This is a genomic window from Polynucleobacter sp. MWH-UH19D (assembly GCF_040409795.1).
Taxonomy (GTDB): Bacteria; Pseudomonadota; Gammaproteobacteria; order Burkholderiales; family Burkholderiaceae; genus Polynucleobacter.
Window position 1 is genome coordinate 385,149 of record NZ_CP099571.1, and the last position, 17,642, is coordinate 402,790.

Below are 17,642 nucleotides of genomic sequence, written 5' to 3' on the forward strand. Positions count from 1 at the left end.
ATTTTGAAAAGCAATTAATATGACTTCATTATCCAACGATTAGTTCGTTTTATTAAGATTTCTAGATATTGACAGAAAATGAAAGCAATCATTCTTTTTGGCCATGGGGCTCGTGATATTCGCTGGCGTGAACCTTTTGACCGTTTGGCTGCTTTGTGGCGTTCGCAGCATCCCGATACGCCAGTAGAGTTGGCTTTTTTGGAGATGATGCAACCCTCATTAGAGGAGGCGGTAAGCGCTCTAAGTATTGTTGGCGCCTCTCAAATCATCGTGGTTCCGGTATTTTTTGGCCAAGGCGGTCACTTGCGCAATGACTTTCCAGCTCTGCTAGCTGCTTGTCAAGAAAAGTATCCCGAGATTATCTTAAGCGCGACGAATGCTGTTGGCGATGATTTGGCTGTCTTGCAGGCCATCGTGGATTTTGGAGGTAGGGCCCTCCGATTTTTCTAATGCATGACCAATCATGATTAGAGCTGGAGAGGTGTTGTCAAACCAATCATCCGCATAACCAGCTGCAAGTTTTTCTAGGGTGCTAGACCACAAACGCTCACGACTGGTGCTGACAGCCTCCAGGATGTGGACTGGTGTGTTATTGCCGTGAAAAGACGCATTATTTACAAGGCTTTGTTCGATTAACTGCTTTGCAATTTTGGCTGCATCTTTGCGCCCCATGTAATACACCAGAGTATCGGCATGAGGATTGACAATTGGTTGGATTGCGCATTGATTGGAGTTGGGCGCATTCTCGGTAGCTTGCGCTAAAGTAATGAATGCAACGCTTCTGCTAATGCCGCGTAGGGTAAGTGATTGTTGAATGCTTGCCGCCCCTGCTAATGCAGCAGTAATGCCAGGTATCACTTCAACGCTAATACCTTCTTGTTTGAGGACGGAAATTTCTTCATCGGCTCTACCAAAGAGCATCGGATCGCCGCCTTTAAGGCGGACAATAATTTGATGCTTTTTAGCTGCATCCACTAAGCGTTTATTGATAAATTGCTGAGCCGATGAGAGCTTGCCACAACGCTTGCCAACAGCCACCTTTTCAGCTTGTGGACAAAGCTCTAGCATCTCTAGATCAACTAGAGCATCATAAAAAACAATATCGGCTTGCTCTAAGAGCTTTGCTCCGCGAACTGTGATGAGATCTACTGCGCCCGGACCAGCGCCAACCAAGTACACCTTGCCAAGTGCATTGTTTGTTTGGTTGATGAAGTCTGAAGTCATGGGGCTTTTTATATAGTAAACGCGCTTTTAAGTTTTACTTTGATTTTTTCGTTGTACTTTATTTATATTTTCTATGTAGCGCGAGTAGATCTTGTGCCGCGCCAGCTATTTTGAGTGGTCACTGTAAATAAATCAAATTGCTTTAAGGCGACATCTAGGTTTTGATCCAAACGCAGTGAAAAACTATCAAAGCCAACGCGAGCACCTTGTAAAAGTTGATCGATCAGCACATCGCCGATAGCGCGGATTTCACCGGTCCAGGAAAATCGATCTCGCAATAAGGCCGCCGTACTAAAGCTACGACCATCCCTAAAAATGGGAAAGTGTGCCGCCACTAAAGGCCATGATTTTTTCCCCGCCTCAATCACATCTACATATTTAAGAACGTCATCGTCGGTAGCGAACCATACGCCAATCTGACCATTTTGGATTTTCGCGATGACGTCGGGCTCTTGATACTGCGAATTAATGTGGCTTAGCCACCAGCTAAATGGTACTAATACCCCTTTGTTTGCATACTCTAAATAGGGAAGCGATGAATTTGCGCCTTCATTTTCGTTTTTATTATTAATGCCGCTCCAGACTTGCCAATCATTAGGGGTCAAGGTGGGTTTACCGCCTTTAGGAAAATGCAATATCTGCTCATGAGAAGCGAGATTGATTTCACTCATGATGCATCCTTTTCGGTGACTTGCCACTCTTTTTTATATTTTCTTTCTTGTTTTTGTAAGCCACTTCTTTGAATGGTGCTAAGCCAATACGGCGATAGGTCTCAATAAAAGGCTCTTCGTCATTGCGGTACGCCACATAAGTATTGATGAGGTTGGCAATCACATCGGGGATCTCGTCGGCATAAAAAGATGGTCCAATCACTTTGCCAATAGCGGCATCATTACCTTGTTCACCACCTAAGGTGATTTGATACCACTCTTCACCATCTTTATCGACACCTAAAACACCTATATTGCCTACGTGGTGATGCCCGCAAGAGTTAATACATCCGGAAATGTTTAATGAGATATCACCCAGATCAAATAAGTAATCTACATCATCAAAGCGCTCTTGGATTGCTTTAGCGATTGGCAGAGATTTAGCGTTAGCCAGTGAGCAGAAATCTCCGCCTGGGCAAGCGATGATATCGGTTAGCAGGCCAATATTTGGGAGAGCCACTTTTTGTTTTTTAGCCTCTTGCCAGAGCTCGTAGAGCTTAGATTGCTCAACATCAGCTAGTACGAGGTTCTGTTCATGGGTAGCACGCAATTCACCAAAACTATATTGGTCCGCTAAGTCAGCAATAGCTAGCATTTGAGCTGTAGTGGCATCACCAGGGGCAACAGTACCATGAGGCTTTAGTGACAAGATGACGCTCGCATAGCCTGGCACTTGGTGGGGTTTAACATTGCGCTCTAGCCATCTGGCAAAAGAGGGTTTGGCCTCTTTATCAGAATCACTTACTAGATTAATAACTTGTTCTGCACTTAGTGACTGCAAGCTCTTATAAGCTGGTTTTGTGAAATGCTTGGCTACGCGATCCCATTCAGCTTGAGTAAAGTTGTCGTCACCATTTTTTATATGTATCCATTCGCCTTCTACTTGACGAGCAAATTCTTCGGGGCTCAAGGCCTTGATCAGGATCTTGATGCGCGCCTTGTAGAGATTGTCTCTGCGACCAAAGCGGTTATATACACGCAATAAAGCAGTGAGGTAGCTTGGTAGTAGTTGCCAAGGCAAGTTTTGTTTAATGAGTGAGCCTAAGATGGGCGTGCGACCCATACCACCACCTGCATAGATGTCAGCAGTAAGCTCGCCATTATTAATATCTTTGCTTTTCTTGAGTTCAATACCAACGTCATGACAAAGCAAAATGGTGCGATCTTCTTTTGCGCCATTGATAGCAAATTTAAATTTACGAGGCAAGTGTGCAAATTCAGGATGTAGAGTGGACCACTGACGCAGTAGCTCGCAAATAGGTCGTGGATCTACATATTCATCGGCAGCAACGCCGGCAAAGGCATCGCTCGTAATATTACGAATGCAATTGCCTGAAGTTTGAATGGCATGCATTTCTACTTTGGCTAGCTCAGCCAGAATATCGGGGGTGTCTTCCAGGGTTACCCAGTTGTACTGAATATTTTGACGAGTTGTGAAGTGGCCATAACCACGATCGTACTTTTCAGCGATGTGCGCCATCGTGCGCAACTGTTTGGAGTTGAAAAGACCATAAGGAATGGCAACGCGCAACATATAAGCATGGCGTTGGTGATACAAGCCATTCTGCAAACGCAGGGGGCGAAACTCTTCTTCCGCCAAGCTACCATCAAGTCGACGGGCAACTTGATCACGAAATTGTGCAACCCGTTGATTTACAAGGGTTTGATCAATGTGGTCATATTTATACATAGCCCACGATTGTCATATTTGACAGATATTTCTACAAATACTTAAAAATCCATCTTATATAACTAATAGCTATATAGATTTAAAGGCCAATTTCTCTGTAATGCCTATATAGATTGGCGATAGAGGCAAAGCCTAGAGTGACGATGAGTATCGAGAAAAGATACCCCGTCGTTAGATAGTTAAAAACATTGAGTTGAACCGCAATGACTGCTGCGACAAAGACTCCAATTGCACCCAAAAGGACTGTCTTAAAGTGCGGAACAAATGCCCCCAGGGAGATGGCAATAAAAACGAGGTAGAGGTCTGACACCAATTGATCGGCAGCAACAAAGATCGAATTAGTTAATTCAGGGTTGATGAACTTACCGGCTACTGCAATTACCAGGATGGCCGCCAAAACTGCAAAGTTCAATTTTGCATTAGTGAGTAGAGTTTTGAGTTGACTATTCATCTTGCATTTCTAGTTTGCGCTGTACTAGGCCTATTAGCCGCCATTGCCACTAAAAACTAAGCTCATGCTTAGCCATAGTACTAAAAATGCAATCAAAGTAGTGAGCCCGATTTTTTTCAGGAAGTAGTCAAGGCTATCCATATAGACTTCATCATTACGCCCAAACCAAGAGTCAAAGCGTTTCCACACTAGGCGCCCAATAAATAAGGGCAAGAGCATGCCAACAATGCCAAGTATTACGGTAAGAGTGGTGTTCATATTGAAAGCTTTCGATGATGTATTTTGTTTGATTAATGCTTTAGTGCTGGAAAGTCATACAGCATACAGGGGTTATCAACCAGTATAGATTTTCTTAAATTTGGATCGTTTACCCAATCACCGAGTAGATCACAAAGGTCCGCATCATGCGGCATTTGTTTCTTGACCATGACATGGGGCCAATCACTTCCCCAGATGAGTCTTTTGGGGTTTGCATTAGTGACTGCATCATTCATTGGGCGCATATCAGAGTAGGGGAGATTGCCATCGCAAATACGATATGGCCCAGTCATTTTGACCCAAGCGCGCTCATTCTTTAATAGTTCCAGCAAGCCCTGAAACCCTCTGTCATGTACACCATGTTTCGCATGGCTATAACCAAAGTGGCCAAATACCAGATCGACCGGGAAATCTTCAAGCACTTTCGCAAGGTTGGGGTATTCATTGACATGCATGAGTAGTTCAAGGTGCCAGCCAAAGGGTTTAATTTTGTTTGCGAGTTGCTTGAGATTTTTAATGGGCAACCCCGCACTTGGATCAGCAACATCAACAATATTGCAACGAATGCCACGCACCCCAGCTTGATGAAGACTTTCTAATTCTTTATCGGTAGTTTCATTTGGATTGCTAGAAATAACAGCCACGCCCCGAAATTGCTCCGGGTATTGTTTTAGTGCTGCCAGCATGGCGCGATTATCGGTTCCATAAACACTAGGTTGCACCAGCACTGCACGATCCACCTGCAGCATCTTTAGTAAGGATCGATATGTCTCTAATGTTGCGTCAGGAGGTGTATAGATACGCTCGCTTACATATGGAAACTCTATCGCTGGACCACAGACGTGCGCATGACAATCAACCGCCCCAGACGGAAACGCAATCTTAGGTGATCGTATTTCCGAATCAGGGGCTTGGCATAGTGGCGCCGAAGTATTACTGCGGTTCAATATTGGCATCTTTCGCAATCTTTTGATACTTAGCCATTTCATCGCGCACAAACTTACTAAACTCACTAGGGCTCATTGGTGTTGCTTTGATGCCTTTGGTCTCATAAGCATTTTTAACCTCAGGATCTTGCATTGCTTGATTAATGTCGGTATTAATCTTTTTCACAATGTTTGCAGGTGTGCCTGCGGGCGCCCAAACGCCAAACCAAAGAGCGATTTCAAAATTGGAATAACCTTGCTCAGCGATGGTGGGGATATCAGGAACTGCAGCGTTGCGAACTTTGCTAGTGACACCTAGGGCGCGCAACTTGCCGCCTTTCAATTGGCCGATTGCAGTATCAAGCGGCGCCATATAAAAAGCAGTGCGACCAGACATCGTATCTTGAATCGCTTCTGGTGAGCCTTTGTATGGAACGTGTACTAGTTTGATGCCCATCATTTGATTGAAGTATTCCGCTGCTAAGTGGGTGGAGCTGCCAACACCAGCAGAGGCAAAAGTCACTTCACCAGGTTTGGATTTAGCAGCAATCACTAAATCACGAATAGTTTGATAGGGGCCATCAATTGCTGTCACCATGACATACGGTGTTTGTCCCAGTATGGCAACATCAACCAAACTCTTGAGCGGGTCATAAGGTAGCTTTTTGTAGATGGCAGGATTGGCTGCGTACGAAGCAGACTGAACTAATAAGGTATAGCCATCTGCTTCAGAGTTCACAACAACACCAGTTCCAATCAGCCCGCCAGCGCCAGGACGATTTTCAATAATGACCGGCTGCTTCCAAGTTTCGGTCAGGCTCTTGGCAACTATACGGCCGGCAATGTCAGCGCCAGATCCAGTAGTTAGCGGAACAATCATTTTGACTGTGCGATTGGGGTAGTTTTGGGCGCTTGCCAGAGAAGTTCCAAAACACAAACTAAGTATGGCGCCCAGAATGGCTAGAGTTTTACCTGTCTTAAATAGATTACTCATGATGTCTCCTATTAATCCTGTTATAGATTCAATATTGTTGTTTTTATAAGTTCTGCATTATTTCATTGGATAATCTAACATGGTCCTAGCGAACTATAAATAGAGATAAATAAAGCATAGAAAACAATACCCATACGCATAAGTGACATATGGCTTATGGGCGCATGAAATCAAAAGGTGGAGACAAATGACCCAGTTGCAAGATGTAAAAACGGTCAAAGTAAATGGCGTAGACATAGCCTATCGATTTGACGGTCCTGAAAATGGCCCTGTATTAATGATGGCCAACAGCTTGATGGCCAATGGCAGCATGTGGGACTGGAATCTACCTGCCTTTACTGACCATTTTCGTGTGCTGCGCTACGATAAAAGAGGGCATGGGCAATCTTCAGTTGTTCCTGGTCCTTACTCAATTGCGCAACTAGCCGATGACGCTATTGGCTTGCTAGATGCACTCAAGATTAAAAAAGCCCACTTCATGGGCTTATCGATCGGCGGCATGATTGGGCAGCAATTAGGTGCTCGCTATCCTGAGCGCATTTTGTCACTATCGCTTTGTAATACCGCGAGTGAAATGCCTCCACGAAGTTTGTGGGAGGATCGATTCCAGACTGCGCGTACTCAAGGACTTGCTGGTTTAGTAGATGGAACGATTAATCGTTGGTTTACTGCGCCATTTATTGCTCGTGCTCCTGGTGATATTGAGAAAGTACGCCAAATGATTTTGGCAACAAATGTGGATGGCTATATTGGCTGCGGCAGTGCTGTGCGTGATATGGCGCAAAGCACGATGCTGCTGAAAATTAAAGCTCCTACTCTGGTGTTGTCAGGACGTCATGATCCCGCTTGCACGGTAGATCAAGGCATAGTACTCAATCGCCTGATTGATGGCTCACGGATGGTTATTATCGAAGATGCAGCGCATTTATCTAATATTGAACAGCCTATTGCCTTTAATAAGGCTGTAAGTGAGTTTTTGGATTCAGTCACTTAATAAAAATATAGATTCGCATAATTTATTCAAAGAGAGGGTGGTATGGCCAATTTAACTGTTGAGCAAATTAATGAAATTCGTAGTGCAGTCATGGGCGCTGCAGCAAAGGTGCCTGGCACATTGATTGGTATTGGCATTTTGCTCATTATTTTAGGAATGATCGGTATCGCTGGTCAGACCCTTTTCTCATTGGTATCTGTTAATGTATTGGGAATCTTCTTATTTGCTGGTGGTGTGCTTCAAGGTATTCATGCTTTTCAATCTGCGGGATGGAAAAGTGTGAGCGTTCAATTATTGTTTGCTGTGTTGTATATCGCCAGTGCAATTTATGTTTGGGCGTTTCCGATTCCGGCGCTTGAGGCGATTACTTTGTGGCTTTCAGCGATCTTTTTTGTCACTGGCTTCTTGCGCTTAGTTTCTGCATTTCAGCATCGCCATTTTGCTCAGTGGTTTTGGCTTGCTTTATCCGCGGTAATCTCGATCTTGATGGGCGTTCTGATTATGAATAGTTTCCCATCCTCAAGCCTCTGGTTGCCTGGACTATTGATTGCGATTGAGTTGCTGCTACAAGGTTGGTCATTGTTATTCTTGGGCTTTGCTGCTAAGTCTTTAACGAAGTAAAGCTTTATTAGTAAATCATCATAAAGAGCAGATGTCATGACAATGAAAAAAACCGATCTTTATAAAAACCTCGCCTTGACAACTGCTCAGCGCATGAAGAATGCTGCAAAAACTCCTAAGCCAGGTGTTGCTGAGGCAAATGCCAAAACCAAAAAAGATCTAGCAAAGGCGAATCCTTTGTTGGCATCGTTGATGCGCAAGGATAAAACAAAGTAGTGCAATCAAAGAAACATTTTTTACTGATTGATTTCTTAAAGACCTTTGCTGCTTTAATAATCATCCTGCATCACTTCTCCAGTTATGGTCAGATCGCAGAAGATGCGCGACTGCTCTTGCCGGGATTAATAACGTGGCTATTTGAGTATGGTCGCTATGCCGTACAAATCTTCTTGGTGATGGGTGGCTACTTAGCCGCTCAATCGCTTACCCGGACTAGTAATCTAAAAAACCCACAGGCGGTACTGAAGACGATCTTCAATCGTTACTTGCGTCTATTTACGCCTTACGTCGTTGCTCTTCTGGTAACCATCGCATGTGCATGGGTGGCACGCTTCTGGGTTCAAGATGAGTTTGTAGGTGAATCTGAATCGATGGGACAGTTTTTAGCTCATCTCTTCTTCTTACAGGGAATCTTGGGATTGGATTCGATTTCTGCAGGAGTTTGGTATGTTGCAATTGACTGGCAGCTCTATGCCATATTTGCCATCATGCTATCCCTCTTTCCTGGATATCGCTCCCTCATGTGGATCTTAGCGATGCTATCTGTGTCATCGCTGCTATTCTTTAACCGATCTGGAGCATATGAAAACTATTTCATCTACTTTATAGGGGCTTATGGTTTAGGGGTGCTGGCACAGCTTTCTAAGAGCTATCACGACCCAATGGTGAATCGTGTTGCCAAGCTCTTTTTTATCGCAATCGGAATCATTATTTTGATATCCAGTTTCCACCAGCTATGGATACGAAATATTCTGGCTTACACAGTAGCGATTGCATTGATTCTCTGGGGTGATGTTGCATATAAAGATCATAGTAATGATCAAAGGCGCAGTCATGAGAGCAGAACTCATAAATTGGTTAACGCTATTCTCTGGGGAAGCAGACGTTCTTACTGTGCTTTCTTAATCCACTTTTCTTTTGTGCTGCTTGCTAATACTTTGTATATCGCTTGGGGTATGAATCAGCGACATGATGGATTCTTGGCAATTGCAATAATGACTATTGCGGTGGCAGCTAGCTGGATGGCGGCAACTTTGCTCTATCGCTGGGTCGAAGTACCGTCTCGCAACTTAAAGCTCTAGAGCCCCATTTCTTTTAAAACACGAAAGATCTCCCTGTATGCCTTGGGAGGTTTGTTTTGTTCTTTTTCTTTGCGGGCATTGCGGATCAATGTGCGCATATTCTGAATATCCATATCGGGATATTGCTCAATCATTTTGGTAAATGCTTCATCGCTGGCAATCAGACGATCACGATAACCTTCCAGAAAATGTAACTTTGCTGTTTCTGCCTTACTCACACCTTGGATTGCATCAAGACGCCTTTGGATTGCCTCAAGCTCTTCATCATCCAAAGCGCGCATTAGCTTTCCTAGATATTGCTTGTGGCGACGAATAGCCTCAAAGCTTTTAATTTTGTTGGTTTCCGCTACAGCGTTCTTAATGGCCTCATCCAATGGAATAGTTTTTAGTGCATCGCTGCTTAGAGCAGCCAAAACTTCTGCCAATTTTTGACGTTCTGTCATTTGACGCTTTAACTCAGACTTGCTTGGGCCCTCGTCAGCATCGGCAAGCTTGGGAGTGCGGTTTTTCTCGTTTAAATGCATTAAGCTATTTTATAAGAGTATGGTTTGCTTTACTCCTTATCCATTTTTTGTTTGAGTAACCTTAAGTCCACGCTAGAAAATAACTGACTTCTGCCTATTGTTGTTGAAGGCTTTAGTCTTCCCGACTGCACATATCTTCTCAGCGTGGGAATTGAAATCTCTAAATATTCTGCAGCTTCTTCGGCTGAAAAAGCTTCAGTCTTAAGGTGCCCAAATATTTGATAATGGGTATATTCTTGATCTAGTTTGCAGTTTGTTTCCATTCTGATTTTGATTTTATTGAATAATAGAGACCATTATTAAAGGGTGGTTTGTAGGGTATGACCCAAAAAAATATTTACGACTACATCATCATTGGTGCGGGTAGCGCTGGCTGCATGCTAGCCAAGCGCCTTACTGAAAACCCCAATAAGAAAGTATTGCTCATCGAAGCTGGAAAGAGTGATAACTATATATGGATTCATATTCCAGTTGGTTATCTGTATTGCATTGATAACCCAAGAGCAGATTGGCGTTTTAAGACGGTTGCAGAGAAGGGTCTTAATGGCCGTTCATTGCTTTACCCTCGCGGTCGTGTGCTTGGTGGTTGCTCATCGATTAACGGCATGATCTACATGCGTGGTCAAGTTGGAGACTATGAATCTTGGGCGCAAGCAACCGGTGATGACGCATGGTCTTGGGAGAATGCACTCAAGCGCTACAAGTCTTTTGAGGATTATCACAGCGCTGCGAATCAATGGCATAGTAAGGGCGGTGAGTGGACGGTATCCAAACAACGTCTGCGTTGGCCCATCATGGATCGCTTCAAGGATGCAGCTGTTGAGGCGGGCATTCCAGCGTCTGATGACTTTAACCGTGGTGATAACTTTGGCGTAGGATACTTTGATGTGAGTCAGCGCAAGGGTTGGCGCCTCAATACATCAAAAGCATTCTTAAAAGATGCCCTGAAGCGTAGCAATTTAACCGTGATTACTGAGGCAGTGGTGACCAAACTCAAAATCGATCCAAATACTAAAAATTGTTATGGTGTTGAATATCAAAAAAATGGCACTTTATGCGAATCACGCATTACCCAAAATGGTGAGGTGATATTAAGTGCTGGCGCCATTGGTAGCGTGCAAATCTTGGAGCGCTCTGGTATTGGCGCTGCTGCCCATCTCAATAAATTAGGTATTCCAGTACTTGCAGATCTACCTGGGGTTGGTGAAAACCTTCAGGACCATTTGCAATTACGGATGGTTTACAAAGTCAATGGTATCAAGACGCTCAACACCAAAGCCAATAGGCTTTTTGGCAAGCTGATGATTGGTTTGGAATATCTACTGAAGCGCTCGGGCCCTATGTCGATGGCGCCTTCACAATTGGGGGCGTTTGCTTACAGCTCGCCAGAGCAAAAGAGTGCCAATGTGGAATACCATGTACAGCCCTTATCGCTTGAACGCTTTGGTGAGGACTTGCATTCCTTTAATGCGTTTACAGCAAGCGTGTGTAACTTGCGACCGACATCGCGAGGTAGCGTGCACATAGCCTCAACGGATCCTGAGGCGCCACCCATCATCAATCCAAACTATCTATCTACAGATGAAGATCGTAAGGTCGCTGCAGAGTCTTTGCGCTTAACCCGTAAGATTGTCGAGCAAGCTGCTCTTGCTCCTTATTCGCCGGAAGAGTACAAGCCCGGTAAGCAATATCAATCGGATGATGAGTTGGTGAAGGCAGCCGGTGATATTGGTACAACGATTTTTCATCCGGTGGGCACCTGCAAAATGGGGCGCGTTGATGATCCGATGGCAGTGCTAGATTCTGAGTTGAGGGTGAGGGGAATTGGCCATCTGCGTGTTGTGGATGCATCTGCTATGCCAACCATTACCTCTGGCAATACCGCAGCGCCAACCATGATGATCGCGCAACGCGCCGCAGAATTGCTCACGCGTGAATAATCCCCAATCAGTACCTCAGGAGGTGCAAAAGCACTATCAATTGCCCCTGAGTCACTTGTTACTAGCTTTGGCGATTGTTGCAGTCTGGGGAACTAACTTTGTAGTGATCAAAATCTCGCTGGCGAGTTTTCCGCCATTTGTATTCGCAGCGCTGCGTTACATCTTTGCGTTCTTGCCAGCAGCATTCTTTTTTCCTAGGCCAAAAATTTCTTGGATCAATTTGTGTGTTTATGGCGTCGCAGTTGGGGTGGGCCAATTCGGGATTTTGTATTTCGCAATAGACGGCAATATTTCTCCGGGTTTGGCTTCTTTGGTTATTCAGACCCAGGTCTTTTTTACAATTGGCTTTGCCATGCTCTTTGCTAAAGAGCGGCTAAAGTTGTATCAGACGATTGCAGTGGCAGTGGCCATAACTGGGCTTGGCATTATTGCGGCTCATACGGATGCCACTACAACTGCCTTAGGTTTGGCTTTGGTTGTCTTTTCAGGATTTTCTTGGGGGGTTGCTAATACCGCCAGTCGCCAAGCAGGTGCAATCAATATGCTTGCCTATGTAGTCTGGGCCAGTCTCTATGCAATTCCTCCGCTAGTGTTAATGACAGTAATCTTTGAAGGCGGTTGGCCTGTTATTGGTCAATCTCTTATTGATGCACCAATAGGCGCCTGGTTGGGTGTCTTGTGGCAATCTTGGGGTAACACTTTGTTTGGCTATGGTGCTTGGGCATGGCTCTTATCAAAGCACCCTGCAGCGGTTGTGGCTCCAGCCCCTTTATTGGTACCCATCTTTGGGATGGGGGCATCCGCTTATTTCTTGGGTGAGCCGCTACCCCCATGGAAGATCGAGGCTGCAGGGTTAGTAATCACTGGCTTAATGGTGAATTTGTTTTGGCCAAACATTCGCAATCGATTAGCGAAATAAAGTCCTCTATAAGACTTCAGAAATGGCTAATGTAAAACCCTAATACAAAGCCCTTTTTTTGCTATTGCAATAACAGTAAGATAACTCTTCGTTATGCGTAGTACCTATAAAAAAGTTTTATTTCAATAGTATTTTTTAGTCATGGAGACTTTATGAAGATTCGTCATCACATTTTTGCGGTAGCTGCTACTGCACTGCTTGCAACCGGTGCATATGCTGCCGATATTAAAGTTGGTGTTTCAGGTCCATTCACTGGCGGCTCATCCTCAATGGGTGTCAGCATGCGTGATGGTGTGCGCCTTGCAACAAAAGAGATTAATGCTGCTGGTGGTATTAACGGCAATAAAATCGTGCTAGTAGAGCGCGATGATGAGGCTAAAAATGAGCGCGGTGTGCAAATCGCACAAGAGTTAATCAATAACGAAAAAGTTGTAGCAACTTTGGGATTTATTAATACTGGCGTTGCGTTGGCATCCCAGCGTTTCTACCAAGACGCTAAGATTCCTGTGATCAACAACGTTGCAACAGGCACTTTGATTACTCGTCAGTTCCCTAATGCTCCAGAAAACTATGTTTTCCGTACTTCTGCAGCTGATAATATTCAAGCCCCAATGATTGCAAAAGAGGCAGTTGAAAAGCGTGGCCTCAAGAAAGTAGCAATTTTGGCTGACTCTACTAACTACGGTCAGTTAGGTCGCGAAGATTTGGAAAAAGCATTGAAGGGTTATGGCGTGACTCCAGTTGCTACTGAGAAATTCAACATCGGTGACGTTGATATGACTTCTCAATTGCTCAAAGCTAAAAATGCTGGCGCTGAAGTTATTTTGACCTATGCAATCGGACCAGAGTTGGCACAAATTGCTAATGGTATGGGTAAGTTGGGCTGGAAGAAGCCAATGATTGGTAGCTGGACATTGTCTATGGCTAGCTTTATTGATACCGCCGGCAAGAATGGTAACGGTGCTGTAATGCCTGAAACCTTTATTCAGCAACCTGCAACTACTCCAAAGCGTAAAGCGTTTGTGGATGCCTATTTGAAAGATTTCAAACCAAAGAATGGCATCATCGCTTCCCCTGTATCTGCTGCTCAAGGTTACGACTCAGTCTATTTGCTAGCTGCCGCAATTAAGCAAGCTAACAGCACAGAGGGACCAAAAATCTTGGCCGCTTTAGAGAATCTCAACACTCCAGTTGATGGTGTTGTCATGACCTATAACAAGCCATTTAGCAAAGCTGACCACGAAGCTATCAAGGCAAAAGACGTAGTGATGGGCGTTGTAGAAAATGGTCGCGTGGAATATTTGCATGCTGAGGATGCAGTAGCGAAGAAGAAGTAATGCTTCTGAGATTTGCAGGCAATAGAATCTTATTGCACTGCAACATTTGATATACCAAAGCGCCGCCCAAAAAGCGGCGTTTTGCTTACAATGTCGGATTCGTCAATAAAACAGTAGTACTAATACATTTAGGCAGACACAATGGACATGCTTGCACAAATCCTTTCAAGCGGAATCGCAGTGGGGATGATCTATGCGGTTATCGCTTTCGGTTTCCAGCTTACCTTCGCCACTTCTGGCACTTTGAACTTCGGCCAAGGCGAAGCTTTGATGTTGGGCGCACTAGTTGGTCTAACTTGTGTGGATACCTTTGGCATGAACTACTGGGCCATGATTCCTGTAGTGTGCTTATTTGGCATGATGCAAGGTAGTTTTGTAGAGTGGATCGGTGTACGCCCTGCAATCAAAATTAAATCCGAGTTTGGTTGGATTATGTCGACGATTGCGCTTGGTATTATTTTCAAGAACGTAGCAGAAAATATTTGGGGCCGTGATGCATTGCCGTTTCCAGCTCCTTTGCCAATGGAGCCAATGAATTTCCTTGGAGCAAATATTCTCCCTATGGAAATTTTGGTGGTAGTTGGCGCATTAGTCATGATGTTGTTGGTGGAGTTCTTTAACCGCAAAACGATTTATGGCAAGGCGGTTGTGGCAACAGCAAATGATCGTGATGCTGCTGGTTTGATGGGTATCAACACCAGCCAAGTAATTACTTTTTCCTATGCGCTGTCATCATTGACCGCTGCATTTGCAGGCGTATTGATTGCACCGTTAACCTTAACTGGTGCAACCATGGGTGGTGCGCTCGGCTTGAAAGCATTTGCAGTGGCAATTATTGGTGGCCTCTCAAGCGGCCTTGGCATTATTGTTGGCGGCCTTATCTTGGGAATTGTAGAAACCGCCACTGGCTTCTATGTATCAACTGGTTATAAAGATGTGCCAGGATTAATTTTGCTATTACTAGTATTGGCATACAAACCATCTGGCCTCTTTGGTAAATCTGCAATTAAGAAAGTTTAATAATGAAGAAGTCTCTACTCCCTCTATTAATTGCGATTGCGGCACTCTTTTGTTTGCCACTATTTATTCATAACCCGTACTACATTCACTTAGTTGAAACGATTCTGATCTACACCATCCTCTTGTTTGGTTTGGATATCGTAGTAGGTTATGTTGGTCAAGTGTCTTTGGGTCATGCTGCTTTATTTGGTATTGGCTCTTATACCGCTGGTGTTTTGTATTTCCACTTTGGTTGGACTATTTGGGGAACCTTGCCAGCATCCATCGTAATCACCTCGATTTTTGGGGGCATCTTGGCATTGCCAGCGCTAAAGGTAATTGGCCCTTATTTAGCGATGGTGACCTTAGCTTTTGGAACGATTGCCCAGATTCTCATTAATGAAATGACCTGGATGACGGAAGGCCCATTGGGTATCAAGATTCCAAAGCCAGATCTCATGGGTGTTCCAATGACTAAGGCAGAATACTTCTGGTTAGTCTTGGCGGTTTTAGTAGCCTCTATGGTGGTAGTGGATCGCTTTGTGAAATCGCAAATTGGCCGTGCATTTGAAGCATTACGCGATAGCCCGATTGCTTGTGACTGTATGGGTGTTTCCGTATATCGCTTTAAGGTGATCGCATTTGTGATCAGCGCAGCCTTTGCTGGTTTGGCTGGTTGCTTATATGCGTATTCAGAGCAATACATTTCGCCAAACACCTATAACAATGAATTAGCAGTTCTTTTCTTGTTGGGCATCATCATGGGTGGCCGTAAGTCACGCCTAGGTGCATTGATTGGTGCAGCGATTATTGTGCTGTTACCGAAGTTATTGGACGACATTAACTTGTTCCGCATCGTTGCATCGATTATTGCGATTGCTGTGGTGGTTGGTGCTGGTTTAGCACTCTCTAAGAAAGTAACCACTCCAAGACGTGTTGCTGTTCCAATTGCTGGTGTAGTCGGTTTAGCTGCATTCTCATTCTGGCTCAATACCATCTCTGACTGGCGCTTGAGTATTTTCGGCTTCATGATTTTGTTGGTGGTGTACTACTTGCAAAACGGTATCGTTGGTTTTGCGAAGAGCTTCTATCAGTCGATTACTGGTAAAGCAAAAACTACTCGTGGCGGTGAAGTTGAGGCGGTGGATGATTCCATTAGCTTTATTAGTGCTGTGGGAAGTCAAAACGCTGGCGTAGAACTCTTAAAGGTAGATGCTGTATTGATGCAGTTCGGTGGCCTGAAGGCGCTGAACAACGTTGACCTCAGCATTAAGCGTGGCACTATTCATGGCTTGATTGGCCCTAACGGCTCTGGTAAGAGCACCATGATGAACGTGCTCACTGGTATCTATGTGCCAACTGCAGGTAATGTTTTATATGCGGGCCAGAGTGTGGTTGGTAAGACCTCTTCTGATATTGCTTTGTCTGGCATTGCACGTACCTTCCAAAACGTACAACTGTTTGGCGAGATGACTGCTATTCAGAATATTTTGGTTGGCTTGCATCACACCTTCAAATCTAATATGTTGGAGATTGCTCTTGATCTACCACGTTACAAACGTGAATCTGCAGAGGCTCATGCTCGTGCAATGGCTTTGCTCAAGTTCGTAGGTTTGGATGATTTGGCGAATGAAGAAGCGCGTAACTTGCCATACGGTAAACAGCGTTTGCTCGAAATTGCTCGTGCATTAGCGCTCGACCCAGAATTGCTGCTCTTAGATGAGCCAGCTGCTGGCTTAACAGCACCTGATATCAAAGAGCTCTTGCGTATTATTCGCAAGATTCGCGATAACGGCATTACCTTTATCTTGATTGAGCATCACATGGATGTGGTGATGTCAGTCTGCGATACCGTTTCTGTATTGGACTTTGGTCAGAAGATTGCAGAAGGTAAGCCAGCGGAAGTTCAGGCAAACGAGAAGGTGATTCATGCCTACTTGGGTACTTAATCACTAGAACAATATTGAACGGTAAATACCATGTTATCTATTAAGAATCTTGAAGCAGGCTACGGAAAAGTTAAAGTTCTCCACGGCATCAATATTGATGTGCCTAAAGGGCAAGTGATTACTTTGATTGGCTCAAACGGCGCTGGAAAAACTACCACAATGCGTGCGATCACTGGCATGATTAAACCAACCGCTGGTGAGGTAAGTTTGGGTGGCGAAAAAATTGATGGTTACGACTCTCATAAAATCGCTCGTTTAGGTTTGGCTCATAGCCCAGAAGGTCGCCGCGTATTTACAACAATGTCGGTGACTGACAATCTATTGCTTGGCGCATTTCCGCGATTTACAGGAAGCCGTCCAAAGGGTGACATTAAGAACGATCTAGAAAAAGCGCTAGAAATGTTCCCGCGCTTGAAAGAGCGTCGCAATCAATTGGCGGGTACTTTGTCTGGCGGTGAGCAGCAGATGTTGGCTATGGCTCGCGCAGTCATGTTGAATCCAGAAATCATTCTCTTGGATGAGCCTTCAATGGGCCTCGCACCAATTTTGGTGGAAGAGGTATTCAAAATCATTTCTAATCTGAAGTCTCAAGGTGTAACCATGTTGCTGGTTGAGCAGTTTGCAGCAGCAGCTTTGAATGTTGCTGACTATGGTTATGTATTAGAGAACGGCAAGATTGCGACTCATGGACCAGCAGCTAAGCTCAAGGATGATCCAGCCGTGAAGGCAGCCTACCTGGGTGGAGCAAGTAGTCACTGAGTTGTAACTTCATCGTAGTTGCTGTTCTTAAACCTAAAGCTTAAAT

General features: G+C 44.6%; 20 protein-coding genes. 11 read left to right on the forward strand and 9 right to left on the reverse strand.

Annotation, left to right across the window (positions count from 1 at the left end):
* Positions 1-78 precede the first annotated feature (78 nt).
* The gene (locus NHB34_RS01885; RefSeq protein ID WP_353427887.1) at positions 79-450 is read left to right on the forward strand and encodes a CbiX/SirB N-terminal domain-containing protein; all 372 of its coding nucleotides are present in this window, start codon (positions 79-81) and stop codon (positions 448-450) included.
* Here the strand turns inward: NHB34_RS01885 and cobA are convergent.
* The 7 genes from cobA to NHB34_RS01920 all read right to left on the reverse strand — a co-directional run bounded on the left by cobA (position 364) and on the right by NHB34_RS01920 (position 6,253).
* Positions 364-1,224: a uroporphyrinogen-III C-methyltransferase gene (gene cobA / locus NHB34_RS01890; protein ID WP_353427888.1), complete on the reverse strand. Its 861-nt coding sequence runs from the start codon at positions 1,222-1,224 to the stop codon at positions 364-366. The genes NHB34_RS01885 and cobA overlap by 87 nt on opposite strands.
* A gap of 71 nt (positions 1,225-1,295) precedes the next feature.
* On the reverse strand, positions 1,296-1,895 hold the full coding sequence (locus tag NHB34_RS01895) for a DUF934 domain-containing protein (RefSeq protein ID WP_353427889.1): 600 nt from the start codon (positions 1,893-1,895) through the stop codon (positions 1,296-1,298).
* The gene (locus NHB34_RS01900) at positions 1,888-3,624 is read right to left on the reverse strand and encodes a nitrite/sulfite reductase (protein ID WP_353427890.1); all 1,737 of its coding nucleotides are present in this window, start codon (positions 3,622-3,624) and stop codon (positions 1,888-1,890) included. Before NHB34_RS01900 ends, NHB34_RS01895 begins: the two co-directional genes overlap by 8 nt.
* Before the next feature lie 79 nt (positions 3,625-3,703).
* Complete coding sequence (locus NHB34_RS01905; protein WP_353427891.1) at positions 3,704-4,075, reverse strand: hypothetical protein; 372 nt, start codon at positions 4,073-4,075, stop codon at positions 3,704-3,706.
* Positions 4,076-4,108: 33 nt separating this feature from the next.
* A complete protein-coding gene (locus NHB34_RS01910; protein WP_353427892.1) occupies positions 4,109-4,333 on the reverse strand; it encodes a hypothetical protein in 225 nt (74 codons plus the stop codon).
* A 32-nt stretch (positions 4,334-4,365) separates the two neighbouring features.
* Positions 4,366-5,289, reverse strand: a complete 924-nt coding sequence (locus NHB34_RS01915) for an amidohydrolase family protein (protein WP_353427893.1) — start codon at positions 5,287-5,289, stop codon at positions 4,366-4,368.
* On the reverse strand, positions 5,267-6,253 hold the full coding sequence (locus NHB34_RS01920; RefSeq protein ID WP_353427894.1) for a tripartite tricarboxylate transporter substrate binding protein: 987 nt from the start codon (positions 6,251-6,253) through the stop codon (positions 5,267-5,269). The genes NHB34_RS01915 and NHB34_RS01920 overlap by 23 nt, the downstream gene beginning before the upstream one ends.
* A 187-nt stretch (positions 6,254-6,440) precedes the next feature.
* Here NHB34_RS01920 and pcaD point away from each other — a divergent pair, with 187 nt between their 5' ends.
* The 4 genes from pcaD to NHB34_RS01940 are packed head-to-tail and all read left to right on the forward strand — an operon-like array spanning position 6,441 to position 9,169.
* On the forward strand, positions 6,441-7,247 hold the full coding sequence (gene pcaD, locus NHB34_RS01925) for a 3-oxoadipate enol-lactonase (RefSeq protein ID WP_353427895.1): 807 nt from the start codon (positions 6,441-6,443) through the stop codon (positions 7,245-7,247).
* Between the two features lie 42 nt (positions 7,248-7,289).
* Positions 7,290-7,868, forward strand: coding sequence for a DUF308 domain-containing protein (locus tag NHB34_RS01930; protein WP_353427896.1), 579 nt, complete (start codon positions 7,290-7,292; stop codon positions 7,866-7,868).
* Positions 7,869-7,904: 36 nt separating this feature from the next.
* Entirely contained in the window at positions 7,905-8,084 is a 180-nt protein-coding gene (locus tag NHB34_RS01935; RefSeq protein ID WP_353427897.1) for a hypothetical protein, read from the forward strand.
* The gene (locus NHB34_RS01940) at positions 8,084-9,169 is read left to right on the forward strand and encodes an acyltransferase (protein ID WP_353427898.1); all 1,086 of its coding nucleotides are present in this window, start codon (positions 8,084-8,086) and stop codon (positions 9,167-9,169) included. Before NHB34_RS01935 ends, NHB34_RS01940 begins: the two co-directional genes overlap by 1 nt.
* On the opposite strand, the gene yjgA is transcribed toward NHB34_RS01940, so the two are convergent.
* Together yjgA and NHB34_RS01950 are read right to left on the reverse strand one after the other, a co-directional pair.
* On the reverse strand, positions 9,166-9,693 hold the full coding sequence (gene yjgA, locus NHB34_RS01945) for a ribosome biogenesis factor YjgA (RefSeq protein ID WP_353427901.1): 528 nt from the start codon (positions 9,691-9,693) through the stop codon (positions 9,166-9,168). The two genes, NHB34_RS01940 and yjgA, sit on opposite strands and share 4 nt — an antisense overlap.
* A gap of 29 nt (positions 9,694-9,722) precedes the next feature.
* Entirely contained in the window at positions 9,723-9,956 is a 234-nt protein-coding gene (locus NHB34_RS01950; RefSeq protein WP_353427902.1) for a helix-turn-helix domain-containing protein, read from the reverse strand.
* A gap of 57 nt (positions 9,957-10,013) precedes the next feature.
* Here NHB34_RS01950 and NHB34_RS01955 point away from each other — a divergent pair, with 57 nt between their 5' ends.
* The 6 genes from NHB34_RS01955 (at position 10,014) to NHB34_RS01980 (ending at position 17,596) form a co-directional block, all read left to right on the forward strand.
* Positions 10,014-11,633 carry a GMC family oxidoreductase N-terminal domain-containing protein gene (locus NHB34_RS01955; protein ID WP_353427903.1) on the forward strand — a complete coding sequence of 540 codons (1,620 nt, stop codon included), beginning with the start codon at positions 10,014-10,016 and terminating at the stop codon, positions 11,631-11,633.
* Positions 11,634-11,673: 40 nt separating this feature from the next.
* Positions 11,674-12,552, forward strand: coding sequence for an EamA family transporter (locus NHB34_RS01960; protein WP_353428522.1), 879 nt, complete (start codon positions 11,674-11,676; stop codon positions 12,550-12,552).
* 152 nt (positions 12,553-12,704) lie between these two features.
* Complete coding sequence (locus tag NHB34_RS01965; protein ID WP_353427904.1) at positions 12,705-13,889, forward strand: ABC transporter substrate-binding protein; 1,185 nt, start codon at positions 12,705-12,707, stop codon at positions 13,887-13,889.
* Positions 13,890-14,030: 141 nt separating this feature from the next.
* Positions 14,031-14,909: a branched-chain amino acid ABC transporter permease gene (locus NHB34_RS01970; protein WP_353427906.1), complete on the forward strand. Its 879-nt coding sequence runs from the start codon at positions 14,031-14,033 to the stop codon at positions 14,907-14,909.
* A 2-nt stretch (positions 14,910-14,911) separates the two neighbouring features.
* On the forward strand, positions 14,912-16,837 hold the full coding sequence (locus NHB34_RS01975) for a branched-chain amino acid ABC transporter ATP-binding protein/permease (RefSeq protein WP_353427907.1): 1,926 nt from the start codon (positions 14,912-14,914) through the stop codon (positions 16,835-16,837).
* Positions 16,838-16,867: 30 nt separating this feature from the next.
* The gene (locus NHB34_RS01980; protein WP_353427908.1) at positions 16,868-17,596 is read left to right on the forward strand and encodes an ABC transporter ATP-binding protein; all 729 of its coding nucleotides are present in this window, start codon (positions 16,868-16,870) and stop codon (positions 17,594-17,596) included.
* Positions 17,597-17,642 lie beyond the last annotated feature (46 nt).